Origin of the sequence: Halomonas sp. NPDC076908 (assembly GCF_050269715.1) — a bacterium.
GTDB lineage: Bacteria > Pseudomonadota > Gammaproteobacteria > Pseudomonadales > Halomonadaceae > Vreelandella.
This window is the reverse complement of the sequence record NZ_JBNNIW010000038.1, coordinates 18,629-37,746: the sequence shown is the minus strand read 5'-3', so window position 1 is coordinate 37,746 and position 19,118 is coordinate 18,629. Positions and strand designations below refer to the sequence as shown.

The following is a 19,118-nucleotide window of genomic DNA, read 5'->3' as shown; positions in this document are numbered from 1 at the left end:
GATCCTCTTTCAAGATGCCGTCAGTGCCCTGCGCACGTTAGATGAAGTGCTTCTTCATCTTGGCACAGAGGGACGGGTCCATCCCATTTCCCACAAGTACTGCAGGCACTCCTTAGTCTCACCAGGCTCAGGACTATTGTGGGAGGGCGCTTTAGCGCGCGATGGGTGCCGAAGGCACCCCTTAATTTCATCGGGCTGGCAGCCCACACATTCGCGAGCTGAAGCTCCCTCCCACAAGGGCAGCAAGCACTCCTTACTCTCATCAGGCTCGGAACTATTGCGGGAGGGAACTTCAGCGTGGTCCGACATTTCGGCGAAGGGTGCCGCAGGCACCCCATTGCTCCGATTTACACGCCTAGGTAATCCAAAATACCTTCCGCTGCCTGGCGGCCTTCATAAATCGCCGTGACCACTAAGTCAGAACCACGCACCATATCGCCACCGGCAAAGATTTTTTCGTTGCTGGTTTGGAAAGCGTACTGGCCGTGTTCCGGTGCGGTGACGCGGTCACGTTCGTCGACTTGAATATTGGCACTATCGAACCAGGGCGCTGGGCTTGCCTGGAAGCCAAAAGCAATGACCACGGCATCCGCCGCAATGATCTCTTCAGAACCGGGCACCACTTCAGGACGCTGACGACCGTTTTCATCTGGCTCACCCAAGCGGGTGCGCACAACCTTCACGCCCTCGACCTTCTCTTCACCAACCACCGCGACCGGCTGACGGTTAAACAGAAACTCCACGCCCTCTTCACGAGCGTTAGCGACTTCGCGGCGCGAGCCAGGCATATTGCCCTCGTCACGACGATACGCACAGGTCACGCTAGTGGCGTTTTGACGAATCGAGGTACGGTTACAGTCCATCGCCGTATCACCACCGCCCAGCACCACCACACGCTTACCCTCCATGGAGATATAATCGTTCGGATCTTTTTCAAAGCCCAGGCAGCGATTGACGTTGGCGATCAGGAAATCCAGCGCTTTATAGACGCCCGGCAGATCTTCCCCTGGGAAGCCACCCTCCATGTACTTGTAAGTCCCCATACCCAGGAAAACCGCATCGTACTCCTGCATCAAGGTCTCAAACTCGATATCGGTGCCGATTTCGGTGTTCAGGCGGAACTCAACGCCCATCTCTTCAAAGACCGCCCGGCGGCGCTCCATTACACTCTTTTCCAGCTTGAACTCGGGGATACCGAAGGTCAGTAGACCGCCAATTTCCGGGTACTTATCAAACACGACCGGTTTAACGCCGTTACGCGCCAAAATATCGGCACAGCCCAAACCCGCCGGGCCCGCACCAATGATGGCGACTTTTTTATCGGTCCACACCACCTTGGACATATCCGGACGCCAGCCCATGGCAAACGCCGTATCAGTGATGTACTTCTCTACCGAGCCTATCGTCACCGCGCCAAAACCGTCATTGAGCGTGCAATCGCCTTCACACAGGCGATCCTGCGGACACACGCGGCCACACACTTCCGGCAGCGAGTTGGTTTTATGGGAAAGCTCGGCGGCTTCGATAATGTTGCCTTCCACCACCAGCTGCAGCCAGTTGGGAATGTAGTTGTGTACCGGGCACTTCCACTCGCAATACGGATTACCGCAGTGCAGACAGCGATGCGCCTGACTGGCCGCATCGGTCGGTTTAAACGGCTCGTAAATCTCCGCAAACTCTTTCGCACGGGTACGCGCATCTTTTTTCTGTGGGTCTTTACGACCCACATCGACAAACTGAAAATCGTTATTTAAGCGGTTGGCCATGATCTCTCTCCTGTCAGCGTGAGGGGCACAAGTGGGTTATTGCGGCTGACGCCGAGACTGATCCAGCAAGCTACCGAGGCTTGCCGCTTTAGGCTTCACCAGCCAGAAGTGGCGCGCGTAGTCGCTGAAGTCTTCCAAAATAGCCGCCCCACGTGCGGACCCCGTCGCGGCCACGTAGGCTTCGATCATTTCACGCAAATGACGACGATACGCCTCCATCGCCTCCGTATTGACGCGATGAATTTCGACCAGCTCGTGGTTGTATTTGTCCACGAAGGTGCGCTCTTCATCCAACACATAGGCAAAGCCACCGGTCATCCCCGCGCCAAAGTTCACGCCGGTTTCACCGAGCACACAGACCAAGCCGCCGGTCATATATTCACAGCAGTGATCCCCAGCACCTTCAATCACCGCCGAGGCACCCGAGTTACGTACGGCAAAGCGCTCACCCGCCGTACCAGCCGCAAACAGCGTGCCGCCCGTGGCGCCGTATAGGCAGGTGTTGCCGATAATGGCCGTTTTGTGGCTCTCAAACTCGCTGACCTTGGGCGGCACAATGACGATACTGCCGCCGTTCATGCCTTTGCCGACGTAATCGTTGGCATCGCCTTCCAGGTAAAGATTCAAACCACGCGCATTCCACACCCCAAAGCTCTGCCCCGCCACGCCGACGAAGTTGGCCGTTACTGGTGTCGCTTCCAACCCTTCTTCGCCGTAGCGCTTGGCGATTGCACCAGAGGTTAATGCACCTACGCTGCGATCACAGTTGGTAATGGTGAAGTTAAACTCACCCCCGGACTGGCTTTCGATCGCGTCTTTCAGTGCCGCCAACACTTCCTGGTTTTTGGCACCGGGGTCATGAGGCACGTTGCGGCTAACGGTGCAGAATTGCGGCGCATCTTTAGGCACAAAGTCATTGGCAAGCAAGGGGGTTAAGTCCAGCTTACGCTGAGACGCGGTAGTGCCTTCCAGTACTTCAAGCAGATCAGTACGCCCGATAAGATCGGTTAACTTGCGCACGCCCAGCACAGCCATCAGCTCACGCACTTCTTCAGCAATGAAGCGGAAGTAGTTTTTGACCATATCCACGGTGCCGCGGAAATGCTCACCGCGCAGGAAATCATCCTGAGTAGCCACACCGGTAGCACAGTTGTTAAGGTGGCAAATACGCAGGTATTTACAGCCCAGCGCCACCATCGGCGCGGTACCAAAACCGAAACTCTCAGCGCCGAGAATGGCCGCTTTAACCACATCTAGCCCGGTCTTCAGACCGCCATCCGTCTGCAGACGAATCTTGTCGCGCAGGCCATTGATTCGCAGCGCCTGATGCACTTCAGGAAGCCCCAGCTCCCAAGGCGACCCGGCATGTTTGATCGAGGTTAGCGGGCTCGCTGCAGTGCCACCGTCGTAACCGGAAACGGTAATCAGATCCGCGTACGCCTTGGCAACACCGGTCGCGATCGTACCGATACCAGGCTCAGAGACCAGTTTCACCGACACCTGGGCTTCAGGGTTGACCTGTTTGAGGTCAAAAATCAGCTGGGCCAAATCTTCGATCGAGTAAATATCGTGGTGCGGCGGCGGCGAAATCAGCGTAACCCCGGGGACTGCATAGCGCAGCCGGGCAATCAACTGGTTCACTTTACCGCCCGGCAACTGGCCACCTTCACCAGGTTTGGCACCTTGAGCGACCTTGATCTGCAGTACTTCTGCGTTAACCAAGTAGGCAGGGGTTACGCCAAAGCGACCGGATGCGATCTGCTTAATTTTCGAGCTACGAATCGTGCCGTAGCGGGCCGGGTCTTCGCCGCCTTCACCAGAGTTAGAGCGACCACCGGCTTCGTTCATGGCCTGCGCCAGCGCTTCGTGGGCTTCCGGCGAGAGCGCCCCTAGCGACATGCCCGCACTATCAAAGCGTGGCAGCAAATCTTCAACCGGCTCTACTTCATCTATCGAAATCGGCGTTTCAGCAGGCTTGAGCTTGAGCAAGTCGCGAATAGTCGCTACCGGACGCTCGTTGACCAACTGGGCGAATTTCTTCCATTTGGTGTAGCTGCCCTCTTGTACGGCAGCCTGAAGTGCTACTACCACATCGGGGTTGTAGGCGTGATACTCATAGCCATGGACATACTTGAAAATACCGCCTTGGGAAATACCCTTACGCGGTATCCAGGCATCTTTGGCGACCAGCGTTTGCTGCAGTTGAAGCTCAGCAAAGCCAGCGCCTTGAATGCGCGATGCCATGCCCACAAAGCACAAATCCATCACTTCATCGGCCAAACCCACTGCTTCGAACAGCATCGAGCCACGGTAAGAGGCCAGCGTCGAGATACCCATCTTCGACAGGATTTTGAACAGGCCTTTCTGTAGCCCTTTACGGTAGTTCTCACGACCATCAGCTGGGTTGCCGGTCAGCTCGCCAGTGCGGTGCATATCCGCCATGACCTGATAAGCAAGCCATGGGTAAACCGCCGTCGCGCCTACACCAAACAGCACCGCCATTTGATGAGCGTCACGGGCGTAGCCGGTCTCAACCACAATGTTGGCATTGGGGCGCAGCGCTAAGCGTCCTAAATGAGAGTGCACCGCACCCACGGCCAGGGCTGCCTGAATAGGGATTAAGCCCTTCGCAAGATCGGCATCAGTCAGTACCAGGATCACCTTACCGGCACGTACTTGCGCTTCAGCCTCTTCACACAGCGCTTTCAACGCCTGGTGCAGGCTTTGCTGCTCCGGGTCGTATCCTAGCGACATTGTGTGGCTGGCAAACGCCGGGTCATCCTGACTAACCAGGGCGGTAAACTTACGCGGCGACAATACCGGCGTAGTCAAAATCAGGCGGTGGGCGTGTTCGGGCGTGGCTTTAAAGACGTTGAGCTCGGCGCCACAGCAGGTTTCCAGCGACATAACGATCGCTTCACGCAGCGGGTCGATAGGCGGGTTGGTCACCTGGGCAAACTTCTGGCGGAAGAAGTCGGTCAGTAGCCGTGGGCGGCTAGAAAGTACGGCCATGGGGGTATCGTCACCCATAGAGCCCACCGCTTCCTGACCACTCTCCGCCAGCGGACGCAATACCTGGTCGCGCTCTTCAAAACTCACCTGGAACATCTTCTGCTGCACGTTGAGCGCGTCGGTATCCATGGTTTGGAAACGCGCAAGCTCGGTTAGCGCCGACTCCAGGTAATTTGCTTCCTGCTTTAGCCAGCGCTTGTAGGGGTAGGCAGATTTCAGCCGCTGATCGATATCTTCGGTATGCAGCACTTCACCGGTCTGGGTATCTACGGCCAGTATTTGTCCTGGACCCACCCGGCCTTTGGCGACCACATCTTCCGGCTTATAGCCGTAAGTGCCGATTTCTGACGCTAGGGTAATGTAACCATTTTTGGTAATCACCCAGCGCGCTGGGCGCAGGCCGTTGCGGTCAAGCATACACACCGCTTGACGGCCGTCAGTCATGACCACGCCCGCGGGGCCATCCCACGGTTCCATATGCATGGAGTTGTATTCGTAGAACGCGCGCAGTTCGGCGTCCATGGTTTCGACGTTTTGCCACGCAGGTGGCACCATCATGCGCACCGCACGGTGTAGCTCCATACCGCCAGTGAGCAGCACTTCCAGCATGTTATCCATGCTTGAGGAGTCGGAGCCGGTGGTGTTGACGATCTCATCCAGTTCGGCGATATCCGGCAGGCGATCATTAACGAAATTCGCTTTACGCGAGTTCGCCCAGCCACGGTTGGCTTCAATGGTGTTGATCTCGCCATTGTGCGCCAACAGGCGGAACGGCTGCGCCAGCGGCCAGCGCGGGGCAGTATTGGTCGAGAAGCGCTGGTGGAACACACAAATGGCGGTTTCCAGGCGCGGGTCATTCAAGTCTTTATAAAAAGCCGGCAGATCTTCCGGCATGACTAAGCCTTTATAGGAGACCACTTCTGACGAAAGTGAAGCGACATAGAAGTCTTCTTCGTCGCGCAGCGCTTGTTCGGCGCGACGGCGGGCCATAAACAGGTCAACATCAAAGTGCTCACCGTTGCCCGGCTGCACAAACAACTGCTGAATGCGCGGCAGGCAGTCGAGTGCCATCGGACCACAAACGCTGGAATCGGTAGGCACATCGCGCCAGCCCAAGACATTGAGTCCACGCGCTTCAAGTTCACGGGTCAGGGTGTCACGGGCGTGGGTTTCACGCTCGTCATCATTGGGCAGAAAAACCACGCCAACGGCAAAACGGTCGCCTAACTCGGCATCGAATGCCTCTTTAGCCAACGCCTGCATAAACGGCGTGGGCATTTTAAGCAGTAGACCACAGCCGTCGCCGGTTTTTCCGTCGGCAGCAATACCGCCCCGGTGGGTCATGCAGGTCAGTGATTCAATGGCAGTTTTCAGCAAATCGTGGCTCGCCTGGCCTTCCATATGGGCAATCAGGCCGAAACCACAGTTATCGCGAAACTCGCCAGGCTGGTGAAGACCTCTATTCATGGGCGTGCCTCTAGTCAGCGTATTTTTTTAGCAGCGTACTTATGGTATAAAGGCAGGTTTTGCTTTTTTTATGACGCTTATTACCTGCGCTGAATGGGGGTTTCCCTCATCCACTGCCGCAACAAAATGGCCGGTCAGCATAGCGATTGGAAGCCACTTCGCGCAATCGCCTAGCCTCCCCAACGCTTGAAAAACTCTTTTCAAATCCTGTATTTGCATTCTCATTTAGGAAAAAAATACATATACTTCAAACACTTGTAACCAAGTGAAACGCGTTTTTTAGGCTTTTTATTTTCCATTAGACTTTAGTCTAATTTGTGTCTTTTAACCCATGCCGATAGCGCATAAGGCATACGGATTATATTGAAACGGTGTTCTATTACTTAATTGGCAATATCGCTTACGTTAAAAAACACCTACGTTGAAAAATACCTACGTTGAAAAATACCTACGTTGAAAAAAATGGCGCCAGCGTAAAAAACCTGCCCAGAGACACCACTCAACGTTAGGAGCGGTACATTGGGCAGGTTTTGCTGGCTGAAATTGCTAAATAGAGATGCGCTGAATGGGTTACTTTTTTGCCGTTCAGTGGCGCGGATAGTTATCCAACAGCGTAGTGAGAAGCTCTTTGGGGGTGACATCGCTGATACAGGCATCGCCCAATGCGTTGAGCAGCACCAGACGCAGCCGGGTATCGATATTTTTTTTATCAAGCCGCATGCGGGTTAAAAAATCATCGCGGGTCATATTGGCCGGTGCCGACAGCGGTAGTTCGGCGCTTTCAATCACCGCCAGACTTCGGGTGAGCGCTGCGTTGTCGAGCCATCCCAGCCGATGGGAAAGCGTTGCCGCCATGGCCATCCCCGCCCCCACAGCTTCTCCGTGGAGCCAGTTGCCATAGCCTTGGTGGGCTTCTATTGCGTGACCAAAGGTGTGACCAAGGTTGAGCAGCGCTCGCACGCCTTGTTCGGTTTCGTCTTCGGCCACGATATCGGCCTTGATTTGGCAACTGCGGGCAATGGCTTCTGCCACCACCGCTGGCTCAACATCAAGCAGTGCGGGCATGGTGTCTTCTAGCCAGGATAAAAACGCTTCGTCGCGAATCAGGCCGTACTTAATCACCTCGGCAAGCCCGGCCGAGAGCTCACGGCGTGGCAGGCTCTTGAGCGTATCAATATCCACCAACACGGCTTTGGGCTGCCAGAAAGCGCCAATCATGTTTTTGCCCAGCGGATGGTTAACGCCGGTTTTGCCCCCCACAGAGGAATCCACCTGGGAAAGCAATGTGGTCGGCACCTGGATAAACGCCACGCCGCGCTGATAAGCAGCAGCAGCGTAACCGACCATATCGCCAATCACGCCGCCGCCTAAAGCGATCAGGGTGCAGCGGCGGTTAAAGCCGGCTTCCAGCAGCGCGTCCCAAATGCGGCTGACCTGTTCAATGGTTTTGTACTGCTCGCCATCGGGTAGCACGACCGTGCGGACATCGAGTTGCTCCGGCAGGCTGGCGCAAAGCTTTTCAAGGTAGAGCGGCGCAATCGTTTCGTTGGTAACCACCATCACTTGTTGACCGGCTAGATAAGGGGTCAGCGCATCAGCTCGGCCAATGAGTCCGGTGCCTATATGAATCGGGTAGCTGCGCTCATCTAAAGCAACGTTAAGCGTGCGCTGCGTGCTGGCGGTGAAGGTCATTGGGTTACCTTATGAATGTTCGAATCGGCGGTATTCAGGGAAGCGCTGTTCTCCAGCGGATCAACCAGCCGATGTACTCGGCGCAGGATTTCGTTGACCACGGCCCGTGGGCTGCGCCGATCAGTGCGTACGGCAATATCGGAAGTGGCCCGGTAAAGCGGGTCGCGCTGGGCAAACATATCGTTGAGCACCTGCTCACGATTACCACACTGCAACAGCGGCCGATTGCGATCTTTCGCCGTGCGCTTAAGCTGCTGATCAACGGTGGTCAACAGATAGACCACCGTGCCACGCTCGCGCAGCGCGCGGCGATTCTCTTCGCGAAGCACCGCGCCACCGCCAGTGGCTACCACTACCGGAGAAAGCCGGGTCAGCTCATCAATCATGTGAATTTCCCGCAGCCGAAAGCCTTGCTCGCCTTCTACATCGAAAATCCACGGGATGTCAGCCCCGCAGCGGTCTTGAATGGCGTGGTCACTGTCGTAAAACGGGCGCGAAAGCTCTGCCGCCAACAGGCGACCAATCGTGCTTTTGCCAGCCCCCATGGGGCCAATGAGAAATAAATTGGGTAAATCCTGCATCAGTGAACCGTTAAGCCATCGTCTAGGAGTCGTGGAGTAATAAAGACTAACAACTCTACCTTTTCATTGCTCTCTTCGGTATAGCGAAACAGTCTTCCTAGCAAAGGAATATCGCCCAGAAGCGGTGTTTTGGCGATTTGGCGCAGCTCTTCGGTCGTTAAAATGCCGCCTAACACCACCGTTTGGCCGTTATCTACCAGTACTTGGGTTTCAATTTGGTTGGTATCGATAGGCGGTTCACCGCCAAACTCCGACTCACGAAAACTATCATTTTTGATCACCAGATCCATGATAATACGGTTATCGGGGGTAATTTGTGGCGTCACCTCCAGCGAAAGCTCGGCCTGTTTGAACTCGGTATCCGGGTTATTGTTACCATCAACGCTCTGAAACGCGCGCTCTTCACCTTGGCTGATTCTGGCGGTGCGCTGGTTGGCAGTAATAATTCTGGGCTGTGAAATAGTCTGACTCTTACCTTCACTTTCTAACGCGCGCAACTCCAGATCCAACAGAATATCGCCCGACAAGTAGCCAAAGCTGAAACCTGTACCTGGCCCAGTGGCCGCACCTAAATCTACGGCCAAACCGCCTTGTGCACGGTTGATGCCGCCGGGATTAATATCTCGTCTTACGAAATTGCCATCTCCCCCGTCTTGAAACCCACGGGTGCTCGACATACCCCAGTTAATGCCTAACTCGCGGGAAGCGGTGTCCCGGGCAATAACAATGCGCGCTTCAATCTGCACTTGGCGAACGGCAACATCTAGGCGGTCAAGGGTGCGCATAATATCGCTCACTTGCTCACTGGTATCTTGAATGAGCAGCGTATTGGTTCGGTTATCTACGCTAACGCGCCCGCGCTCGGTAAGCAGCCCGAAGCCGTCGCCACCACGCAGCAACTGGGCTAAATCTTCCGCCCGTGCGTATTTAACCTCAATAAACTCGGTCACCAGCGGTGAAAGCGTTTCACGCTGGCTGCGCGCCTCTAACTCCTGACGCTCTAAATCGGCCAACTCGCTGGCAGGCGCCACCACAATCACATTGCCCTGCTCACGGCTGGATAGCCCCTGGCTTTGCAGAATCAGCGCCAGCGCTTGGTCCCAAGGTACATCATTTAAGTTAAGCGTCACTCGGCCTGTCACACTATCGCTGGCCACTAAGTTCAGGCCGGTAAACTCCGCAAGCGTGGCCAGCACCGAGCGCACTTCGATATCCTGGAAGTTGAGACTCAAGCGTTCACCATCGAAACTTTCGGCCGTTCCTTGGGCTTGCTGCGGCTGATCGCGAACCGGCTGAACTTCCACGGTGAGCGTGCGGCCACTTTGCGATGAAATCATCGCGTAAGCGCCTTGTGTAGCTAGCGCCAATTGGGTATCGCGCTGACCTGAACGCGGAGTAATCCGCGTGATAGGCGTGGCAAAGTCGGTGACGTCGTATACCTGATTAAGCGAGTCTGGGATAGCCACGTCGCGCAGTATCACGACCACTTGCCCAGCTACCTCCTCTCGCACATCCGCTTCAATGCCTTCACGATCAAAGGTAACAACAAGGCGACCAGCACCGTCTTGACCGCGCCGAAAATCAATATTTGCAATTTGCGGCCCTTCATTAACTTCTAGCGCTGGCAAAGCGGCGGCGGAGGTGCTCGATGCTGACGTGAAATTAATACGCAGCCGATCATCCATGACGCTGGGGGTAAAGTTTTTGGTTTCGCTAAGGTTCACCACCAAACGCGTTCGGCCATTGCCTTCTAGTGCCGTGATTTGCTCAATGCCGCCGCGGCCAATCTCAAGCCGTCGAGTAGCCAGGCCGTTTTGAGTACCTGCTAAATCCAATGCCACCCTGGGTGGCGAATCCAGGCGATAGCTACGCAGTTCAGGCACGCCGCCGGTGAAGCGAAGATCAATGCCTACCTCTCCGTTGTCGGCATTATGTACTTCAATATCCGTCAGCACTGACGCCGCCGCTAATGAGGGCAAAAACGAAGCGAGCAAGACTGCCATAAATATGAGATGGGTGTTTTGCCGAGCTGTTACTGCCATTAGCTATTATCCGCCTGCGGGTAAAGTGACTGTACCGCCGCTCGGTGCAGCCGTACTTTTTGCTGTTTTATCTAATACTTATTTTACGAATACTACTTTCATTAATACTGCTTTCACTAGCAACGCTTATAAATTATTCACTAGCAGCACGTTCTTCATTAATCGTTAGCGTGACTTGTCGCTCTTGCCAGCCATCACGCTGAGTAAAAACCCGCTCGTCGACGCGAATTTCCTGAGCAGCAATTTGGCTAATACGCCCATAATCACTGCCCATGTAGTTCCCCTCTCTTACGCTGGTCACACTGCCATCAGGTGAGGCGATCATGGCCACCTGCCGCCCGCCCATGCGTAACGTACCGACTAATCGCAGCTCCTGTAATTGGAAACGCTCTAACGGCTCTGGCACACGCTGCTGATCAGGCGCTAATGCACCATCCGTTGAGCTAATACCACTTTCCGCAATGGCGTCCGGCGCTAAAAAAGGGCTGCGCTCCTCACTATATAAATACGCCAGCGTTTGGCTTTCAGGCCAAACCACACTGACCCCAGCGGGTTGGCCGCCGGGTGACTGCCGAATATCCGCCAGCGTGCGCTCAAGCTGGTCTAACTCAGCATCGGCACAACCCGCCAGCACTATAGTGACGGCCACTAGCATAACGGTCAGTTGGATACCCTTCATGGCGCGACCGCCCCATCAAGAGATGCTCGCTCGCTCTCATCCCTATAGCTATAGGTGCGAGCCAGTAGCGACAGCCGCAGCATATCCCCGCGCTGCTCAACCGGCTCTAAGCTGAAATCGTGCTGCGTCACAATACGCGGTAGTGCAGCCATATCAGCGATAAAGCGCGCCAGTTGGTGGTAGCCGCCGCGCACCTGAATATCCAGCGGTTGCTCTATATAATGAGCCTGGGTTTGCGTTGGACGCAGCCGAATCGTTTCAATGGTAAGGCGATTATCGACGGCCGCATCGCTAATACTATCCAGTAAAGAGGGAATTTCTGCATCGGTGGGCAGCATGGTGCGCAAGCGTGTCATCTGGGCTTCTAACGAAGCGAGCTGCTCGCGCATTTCTGGCAAAAAAGCGGCTTCTGAGGCTTTGCTGCGATAATCACTCAGCAATCTGACTTCTTGGCGCTGTGCCGCCTTTAACCCTTCGCGCTGCTCACTCACCACTAGCCACCCCATCACGCTTAACGCTACCAGCAGTGCCAAGCAGCAACTCAACACTTTTAGCAACCATGGCCATCCACCGGCTTCTTTAATATCTAAGTCACGCCAATCGACGTCGCGAAGACGCTGCCACTCCCTTGCCCAATACTCACGGCCTCGCTTGTCAGAGCTCAGTTTGCCAACGCTTGTTCTGTCAGAACCTGGCCTCATAGCGCCGTCTCCTCGGCACTATCCGCATGCTCCAGCGTCATCTGTTCTACGTTAAAACGAAACACTCTACCGGCACCTTGCTGGTCGCTCTCTACGGCAGACAGCGAAGGAACGCCCAAACCAGGTAGGGCCGCAATACGACGCAACTGCTCAGAGACTTGCCGCTCACTAGCGGCCACCGCCGTTGCGCTGATGTTATTACCGGATTTTGATAACTGCTGGTAGATCACACCATTGGCAACGCTTTCGGCGACATCATTAAAAAGTTGTACGGTAAGCAGCCGTTCAGACTGTAACGTTTGGAACACCGCTAGCTGTTCGGCTAAACGCCCGGCATCATTTTGATAGCGCGACACCCCTTCAATATCAGCATTAAGACGCACCATATGCTCGCTGATATAAGCATTACGCTGCTGCTGAGCCGCCAACTGATGCTGGTAATATTGAGCGGTGAGCAGCCCCATCACTACCCCTGCCAGCAGCATAACAGCGATCCATAGATAAAATTTCCGCGTTTGCCGCTCGCGCTGCGCTTCCCGCCACGGCAGCAGATTTATCGTCATGCTCATTGGCTAACTCTCATTGGCTAACTCTCAAAAACCAATCCTCACTGACTCACTCTCATCGCCAGGCCACCCGCGGTGAGCATCGCCGGGGCATCATTGGTTAACGCCTGGAGGTTGAGGCGTTTATTGACCTGCATACGCTGAAACGGGTTGGCAATCGTTACGGTCATACCGCTATCTTCCGCAATACGCTCGGCCAGTCCAGGAATCACACTTGAGCCGCCGGCCAAGACAATGTGCTTTACCTCTTGCTGGCGCCCAGCCGTATAGTAAAGCTGCAATGAACGCCCCACCTGCTGTACCACCGTATCAAGAAAGGGGTTGAGCACCTTGGCATGATAGTCATCAGGCAGCCCGCCACGCTTTTTGGCAAAGCCCGCCTCTTCCATGCTCAAGCTGTAACGATCACGAATCGCATCTGTTAGTTGACGACCGCCAAATACCGTATCACGCGTATACACAATATGGCCGCCGCGAACGACGTGAAAGGCATTCATATTAGCGCCAATATCCACCAGACCTACGCAGGCGGTGGGATCATTATCAACCTCCAACTGGCGGCGCAGTTCAGCAAGTGAACGTTCCATCGCAAAGGTTTCAACATCCACTGCCGCTGGCTCCAAACCTGCACGCTCCAGCGTTTCCGTCAGTTGAGTGACATCCTGCTGCCGGCAGGCAACTAACACCACCAACTGCTGCTCTTCGTCAAACGGTGCAGGACCTAGGCACTCAAAGTCGAAGGCAACTTCATTGAACGGAAAAGGAATATGCTGGTCGGATTCAGCGGTGATCCGCTCTTCAATCTCTTCCTCACTTAATCCAACCGGAAAGCTGAGAGTCTTGGTGATGGCCGCACTTGCAGGCACAGCCACCGCCGCCTTACGGGTTGAAGGCTTTGCATGTTCAACGGCGCGGCTAAGTACACTGGCGACGTCATCAATATCGCGAATCCTGCGTTCTATTACCGCACCTTCACGCAGTGGCCTAACAGCATAACTTTCGACCTGGTAATTATCGTGGCACTTTTTGAGCTCAAGCAGCTTGACGGTTGCCGACGTAATATCGACGCCGATCAACCCTTTAGCAGATGTTAGAAAGCGCATATTGGGTTTGGCTCCGCCTGCTTGTCGCCCGATTACTACATGTAGTTCGAGGTTACATGATTTTCATCTAAGGCACACGCGAAGCAACTTACGCCATATCAACACTGGTGGCCGCCGCCTTGGCTTCCTATAATGGCAGCCAAATTACGTGATACGGCCGTTTAGATGCCGATCCTTTTATTCTCCCCAGGGTGCTCTCTGTTCATGACGTTTCTACGAACCCTTATTATGTCGCTGTTTTTCCTCATCGTATCGCTGGTGGGTGCCGTTGCCCTGGCGGTAGTGGGGGCTTCCATTTACTTTTCGCCGGGGCTACCCGACGTTCGTCAGTTACAAGACTTCGAGCTGCATACCCCGCTACGTATCTTTACCCGAGACGGTAAATTGATCGGCGAGTTCGGTGAAGAGCGGCGCATGGCGATCGATTTTGACGAAATCCCTCAAGATATGGTCAACGCATTAATTGCGGCTGAAGACGCTAACTTCTTTGATCACGCGGGTGTCGACCCACGCGGCTTAGCGCGTGCGGCCGTTGAGTTAGTACAGAGCGGCGGCACCATTCAGTCAGGTGGTTCGACGATTACCATGCAGGTAGCGCGAAACTATATGCTGACACTGGATCAAACCTTTACCCGCAAAATTCGTGAAATCCTGCTGGCGCTGCAAATGGAGCAGGTACTCAATAAACAGGAAATTTTCGAGCTTTACGTTAATAAGATTTTCCTGGGAAATCGTGCTTATGGTATCGCAGCGGCGGCTGAAACCTATTATGACAAGCCGCTGGCTGAGCTTAATCTAGCTCAAACGGCAATGATTGCAGGCCTGCCCAAAGCGCCTTCTGCCTTTAATCCGCTGGCAAATTCGGAACGCTCGCTGATTCGTCGCAACTGGATTCTGTTCCGTATGCGCGGGCTAGGCTACATCGATGATGAGACTTACCAGGTCGCGGTACAGGAACCCGTCACCGCACGCCGCCACTTCACCCAAGCAGAAGTGGAAGCTGCCTATGTGTCGGAAATGGCCCGCCAGTACGCGGTAGAGCGTTATGGCGACACTGCCTACACCGGCGGTTACCGGGTCTATACAACGATTGACAGTGAGCTACAGCCCGCTGCTCGCCAAGCCCTGAGTAACGGCTTAATTGCCTACGATCTGCGTCACGGCTGGCGCGGGCCAGAGCAGCGTGAGATTGCCTCTAGCCTTGTTGAGGCTCAGGAACAAACGGCTATTCAAGGCCTGGAAGAAGAGCTATCAGAGTCACCGGAAATTCGCCAAACCGCACGACAAGCGGCTCAGCGTAGCCAAACCGAAGTGGAAGGTATCGACGGCGACGTAAGTAACTGGGTACAGGTGCTTGAACGTACGCCCAACTATGGCCTTCTGCAGCCCGCCATCGTGGTGGAAAGTAGTGGCCGCGAAATGCAGGTACTGACCCGTAATGGCGGCTTACAAACCATCGCCTGGGAAGGCTTAAGCTGGGCACGCCCTTATCTGAGCCCACGTAGCCGAGGCGCCGAACCAAGTTCAGCGGAGCAAATTGCCGTGCGTGGCGATATGATTCGAGTGATTGCTAATGAAGAAGGCACGCTACGTCTCTCCCAGCGCCCAGACGCTGAAGGCTCGTTGGTTGCTCAAGACCCGCGCACGGGCGCCATCCTCGCCCTTCAAGGCGGCTTCGACTTTAATGCCAGTAAGTTTAACCGTGCGGTACAGGCCCAGCGTCAGTCTGGCTCTATCTTTAAACCGTTTATTTACTTAGCGGCCCTTGAAGATGGTGAAATGAACGCGGCCAGCGTGGTCAACGATGCCCCTGTAGTGCTGGACGACGGCAGCAACGCCTTATGGCGCCCGGTCAACTCCAGCCGTGATTTCCAGGGCCCCATGCGCTTGCGCCCTGCACTAGCTCGCTCACGCAACCTGGTCACCATTCGCGTGCTCCAGACCATGGGGCTTGATCATACGATCAATTACTTGGAAGGCTTCGGCTTTGCCCCTGGACGCTTGCCGCATGGGTTGGCGCTGGCCCTAGGTAGTGCCAGTTTAACGCCCATGGAGATGACCAATGCCTATGCGGTTATCGCCAACGGTGGTTTCCAGGTAGCGCCTTGGTTTATTGAGCGTGTGACCCGTAACGATGACACTGAAATAGTTGACGAGGCGACCCCACAAGTGGCGTGCCCAAGCTGTGCCGAGGGTCAGGAAACAGTCGACATTGATGGCCGCGAGTACCCAGTAGCCAAGCGAGTAGCTGATCCGGCGGCGGTTTATATCCTGCGCGATATGCTACGTGACGTTATCACTTCAGGCACTGGCCGCGGCGCGCTCAGCCTTAACCGCGACGATATCGTCGGTAAAACGGGTACCACCAATAGCCAGCGTGATGCATGGTTCGCAGGCTTCAACAGCGATCTTGTGACGACCGTATGGGTGGGTAAAGATAGCAACGAAACACTAGCGGAGTATGGCGCTAACGCTGCATTGCCTATTTGGATTGAGTTCATGGGCGATGCACTGGAGGGGACTCCCAGTGCGATACCTGAGCGCCCCGACACCATCGTGACCGCGCGCGTCGACCCAGATACAGGTCGCCGCTTGCCGGATGACCAGGGTGGCGGTATGTCTGAGCTGTTCCACCGGGATCATTTGCCCGATTACCAGCAGCGCCGCATTAGCCGCGAACTGGAAGAAGCCAGTGGCTCCCAAGGTTCAGGTGCCGCAGAGTCTATCTTCTAACGCTGCATCCATAACCTAGAGTACCAACCAAAAGGCCCGGAGAGATTATCTCCGGGCCTTTTTCGTTCTTGCTAGCAACTCGTGACTAACAGCTTGTTGCTACATCGCTTTCAAGCCACTCGCTATTGAACGATTAACTACTTACGGGAGTCGCTGGTCTTTCGCGCCTGCTGGCTAACCAGTTAGCGCCAATAGCCACCGTCATCACCACCACACCGGCTATCTCGGTCATTAGATTGGGATAGAACACCCCAAAAATGGCGGCGGTAATAGCGATGCGAGGGAACCACGACATACGCGTAAACAGGTAGCCTTCCAAGGCCGCTGCAAAGGCACCTAATGCGAGAATGGCAATTACCCCGTTCCAGATCACCACCGGCACCGGGCCACCCATAATGATTTCTGGGTTGAATACCATAAACAGCGGAATCAAGTAGAGCCCTTTAGCAAACTTCCACGCCTGGAAGCTGGTTTCCATCGGTTTACTACCCGCAATCGCCGCTCCAGCAAAGCCTGCCAAGGCTATCGGCGGCGTCACGTTGGAATCCTGGGAGTACCAGAACACCACCAAGTGAGCAACCAGCAACGGCACGCCGAACTCAGCGGTAAGCGCAGGGCCAACCAGTACAATCAGTACGATATAGCTTGCGGTAACCGGTAGCCCCATGCCCAAAATCAGGCTTGCCAGTAGCACCATGACCAGTGCCAGCACCAGGTTGCCGCCTGAGAAAGCCAGCATCATGGAGGAGAATTTCAGACCCAGGCCAGTCAAGCCCACCACGCCAACGATAATCCCAGCGACCGCACAGGCCATGGAGACGGCTACCGCATTACGTGCGCCCAGTTCCAAGCCTTCTACCAGCTTGCCCAATCCTGCACGTATCACGCCCAGTGTACGGCTTAGGGTGACTGCCTGCCCTTGGCTGGGGGCCACAAAGAAGAACCACAGCGCATAACGCAGCACGGCCACCGCGACCATGGTCACGACCGCATAGAAACCTACTCGCATTGGCGACATACTCATTGCCAACAGCCACACCAATACCGCTAGTGGCAGCAGGAAGTGCCAGCCATCTTTCATGACCTGACGCATTTGCGGCAGCTCGCTTTTGGGCAGTCCTTGCATGCCTTGTTTAAGGGCAATGATGTGCACAAACAGGTAGACCGTCGCAAAATACATGATCGCCGGTAAAATGCTGACTTTAACGATCTCTAAGTACGGCGTATTGGTGTACTCCGCAATCAAGAAAGCGCCTGCGCCCATTAGCGGCGGCATAATCTGCCCACCGGTAGAGGCTGCGGCTTCGATACCACCGGCCTGCTTGGGCTTGTAACCCAGCTTTTTCATTAACGGAATGGTGAAGGCGCCAGTGGTGACAACGTTAGCAATCGCACTGCCGGAGATAGAGCCCATCCCCGCCGAGGCTAAAACGGCGGCTTTAGCCGGGCCGCCGCGCTGACGACCCGTCGCCGCGTAAGCCATATCGATAAAGAACTTGCCTGCCCCAGTGCATTCCAAGAAGGCACCAAACAGGACAAAGATAAAGATATAGGTAGCCGCAACCCCCAGCGGAAGACCGAAGATGCCCTCTTGACCTAGGTAAAGCTGACCCGCCACACGATCAATACCGTAACCGCGGTGCTCTAAAATGCCTGGCATCCACTGCCCAAGCCACGGCAGCTCACCCCTAGGGCCAGCGAAGGCATAAACAATGGCAAGCAGGCCAATCACGGTCATCCCGAAGCCCACCGCACGGCGGCTGGCTTCCAGCACGGTGACTGTCGCTATGCAGGCAACCAGGATATCGGTACTGTTCCAAAAACCTGCGCGGCTGAAAATCTCATCCAAATTGAGCACTAAGTAGCCGCCGGTCAGTATTGCGCCAGCGAAAAACAGCAGGTCAATTGCCCACCCCAGAACGCCTCGCTTACGCGTAGGGCCGAAGGCTGGGAACATTAAAAATGCCAATATCATAATTAGCGAAAGGTGAATACTGCGCTGATAAAACAGTCCAAGGGGCTGAATACCTGCAGAATAGAGCTGAAACAGGGAAAGACCCACCGCCACAATGGTGATAGACCACAGCACCATGCGGGGTTGAATCGCATTACCGCCCGGCATCAGGATCGGCGGTTGCTTGGGTTCGTTCATGGAGTCCTCGTCAGACGTTGTCTGGCTTACTTTTAATTCACGCTGGGCGGCGCGGCTTGGATGATCTGGAGTATGACGCGTTGCCCAGACGCGTGGGCACTCAGGCTCACTTCGTTATAGCGTTCACCGTCTTGCCATACCACTCGGTGATTGACATCAGTTGATCCCACACGCAACGCGTAACGGTTATTGGCCACTGGCTCATTAATCGCATTAATCCAGTAGCCCCCTTTTCCGTCAGAAACCTGCTCGCCACGTCCTATCGTATGCCCTAAGCCCGCTGCAAAGTCAGGCTGGTGGCTGCGCTCTAATTGCATGGAGCCGGCGACATTTTGGTAGCAGTCCAGCACGGTAAATTTCGCTACCGAGTGGTTCCACTTGATACACCAACGCATCCCCGGCGGAGCCGCAGTATCCACCAGCATTTCACCTTGCTCAGTGATGACTTGAAGACGATCAGACGAAACCGCCGGAGCGGGGATGTCCCCTGCTCCGGCGAGTGGTAAGCAAACTATCAACACCGCTATTAGCCAGCACTTAACCCTGGGCTTAGCCTTTATAAACCCAACCAAGCGCGGCTGAACAACGTCGCGTTGCCTTTGCATAACCATAATTACGTACTAT

General features: G+C 55.0%; 12 protein-coding genes. 1 reads left to right on the top strand and 11 read right to left on the bottom strand.

What is annotated here, in order from left to right; all coding sequences use genetic code 11:
• Positions 1 to 347: 347 nt before the first annotated feature.
• The 9 genes from ACQKE4_RS17390 to pilM all read right to left on the bottom strand — a co-directional run bounded on the left by ACQKE4_RS17390 (position 348) and on the right by pilM (position 13,609).
• The gene (locus tag ACQKE4_RS17390) at positions 348 to 1,766 is read right to left on the bottom strand and encodes an FAD-dependent oxidoreductase (RefSeq protein WP_427389550.1); all 1,419 of its coding nucleotides are present in this window, start codon (positions 1,764 to 1,766) and stop codon (positions 348 to 350) included.
• A gap of 36 nt (positions 1,767 to 1,802) precedes the next feature.
• Positions 1,803 to 6,245 carry a glutamate synthase large subunit gene (gltB, locus tag ACQKE4_RS17385; RefSeq protein WP_427389549.1) on the bottom strand — a complete coding sequence of 1,481 codons (4,443 nt, stop codon included), beginning with the start codon at positions 6,243 to 6,245 and terminating at the stop codon, positions 1,803 to 1,805.
• A gap of 585 nt (positions 6,246 to 6,830) precedes the next feature.
• Entirely contained in the window at positions 6,831 to 7,937 is a 1,107-nt protein-coding gene (gene aroB, locus ACQKE4_RS17380) for a 3-dehydroquinate synthase (RefSeq protein ID WP_427389548.1), read from the bottom strand.
• Positions 7,934 to 8,518, bottom strand: coding sequence for a shikimate kinase AroK (gene aroK, locus ACQKE4_RS17375; RefSeq protein WP_427389547.1), 585 nt, complete (start codon positions 8,516 to 8,518; stop codon positions 7,934 to 7,936). Before aroK ends, aroB begins: the two co-directional genes overlap by 4 nt.
• The gene (gene pilQ, locus ACQKE4_RS17370) at positions 8,518 to 10,560 is read right to left on the bottom strand and encodes a type IV pilus secretin PilQ (RefSeq protein WP_427389546.1); all 2,043 of its coding nucleotides are present in this window, start codon (positions 10,558 to 10,560) and stop codon (positions 8,518 to 8,520) included. Before pilQ ends, aroK begins: the two co-directional genes overlap by 1 nt.
• A 133-nt stretch (positions 10,561 to 10,693) precedes the next feature.
• Positions 10,694 to 11,239: a pilus assembly protein PilP gene (locus tag ACQKE4_RS17365; RefSeq protein WP_427389545.1), complete on the bottom strand. Its 546-nt coding sequence runs from the start codon at positions 11,237 to 11,239 to the stop codon at positions 10,694 to 10,696.
• Positions 11,236 to 11,940, bottom strand: a complete 705-nt coding sequence (locus tag ACQKE4_RS17360; RefSeq protein WP_427389544.1) for a type 4a pilus biogenesis protein PilO — start codon at positions 11,938 to 11,940, stop codon at positions 11,236 to 11,238. The genes ACQKE4_RS17365 and ACQKE4_RS17360 overlap by 4 nt, the downstream gene beginning before the upstream one ends.
• The gene (locus tag ACQKE4_RS17355) at positions 11,937 to 12,509 is read right to left on the bottom strand and encodes a PilN domain-containing protein (protein WP_427389543.1); all 573 of its coding nucleotides are present in this window, start codon (positions 12,507 to 12,509) and stop codon (positions 11,937 to 11,939) included. The genes ACQKE4_RS17360 and ACQKE4_RS17355 overlap by 4 nt, the downstream gene beginning before the upstream one ends.
• Before the next feature lie 38 nt (positions 12,510 to 12,547).
• On the bottom strand, positions 12,548 to 13,609 hold the full coding sequence (pilM, locus tag ACQKE4_RS17350) for a type IV pilus assembly protein PilM (protein ID WP_427389542.1): 1,062 nt from the start codon (positions 13,607 to 13,609) through the stop codon (positions 12,548 to 12,550).
• Between the two features lie 204 nt (positions 13,610 to 13,813).
• On the opposite strand from pilM, the gene ACQKE4_RS17345 reads away from it, so the two are divergent.
• Positions 13,814 to 16,342, top strand: coding sequence for a penicillin-binding protein 1A (locus tag ACQKE4_RS17345; protein WP_427389541.1), 2,529 nt, complete (start codon positions 13,814 to 13,816; stop codon positions 16,340 to 16,342).
• A gap of 133 nt (positions 16,343 to 16,475) precedes the next feature.
• Here the strand turns inward: ACQKE4_RS17345 and ACQKE4_RS17340 are convergent, their stop codons facing one another.
• Both ACQKE4_RS17340 and ACQKE4_RS17335 read right to left on the bottom strand, forming a co-directional pair.
• Positions 16,476 to 18,494 carry a TRAP transporter permease gene (locus ACQKE4_RS17340; RefSeq protein ID WP_427389540.1) on the bottom strand — a complete coding sequence of 673 codons (2,019 nt, stop codon included), beginning with the start codon at positions 18,492 to 18,494 and terminating at the stop codon, positions 16,476 to 16,478.
• Positions 18,495 to 18,526: 32 nt separating this feature from the next.
• Positions 18,527 to 19,099, bottom strand: coding sequence for a DUF1850 domain-containing protein (locus tag ACQKE4_RS17335; RefSeq protein WP_427389539.1), 573 nt, complete (start codon positions 19,097 to 19,099; stop codon positions 18,527 to 18,529).
• Positions 19,100 to 19,118 lie beyond the last annotated feature (19 nt).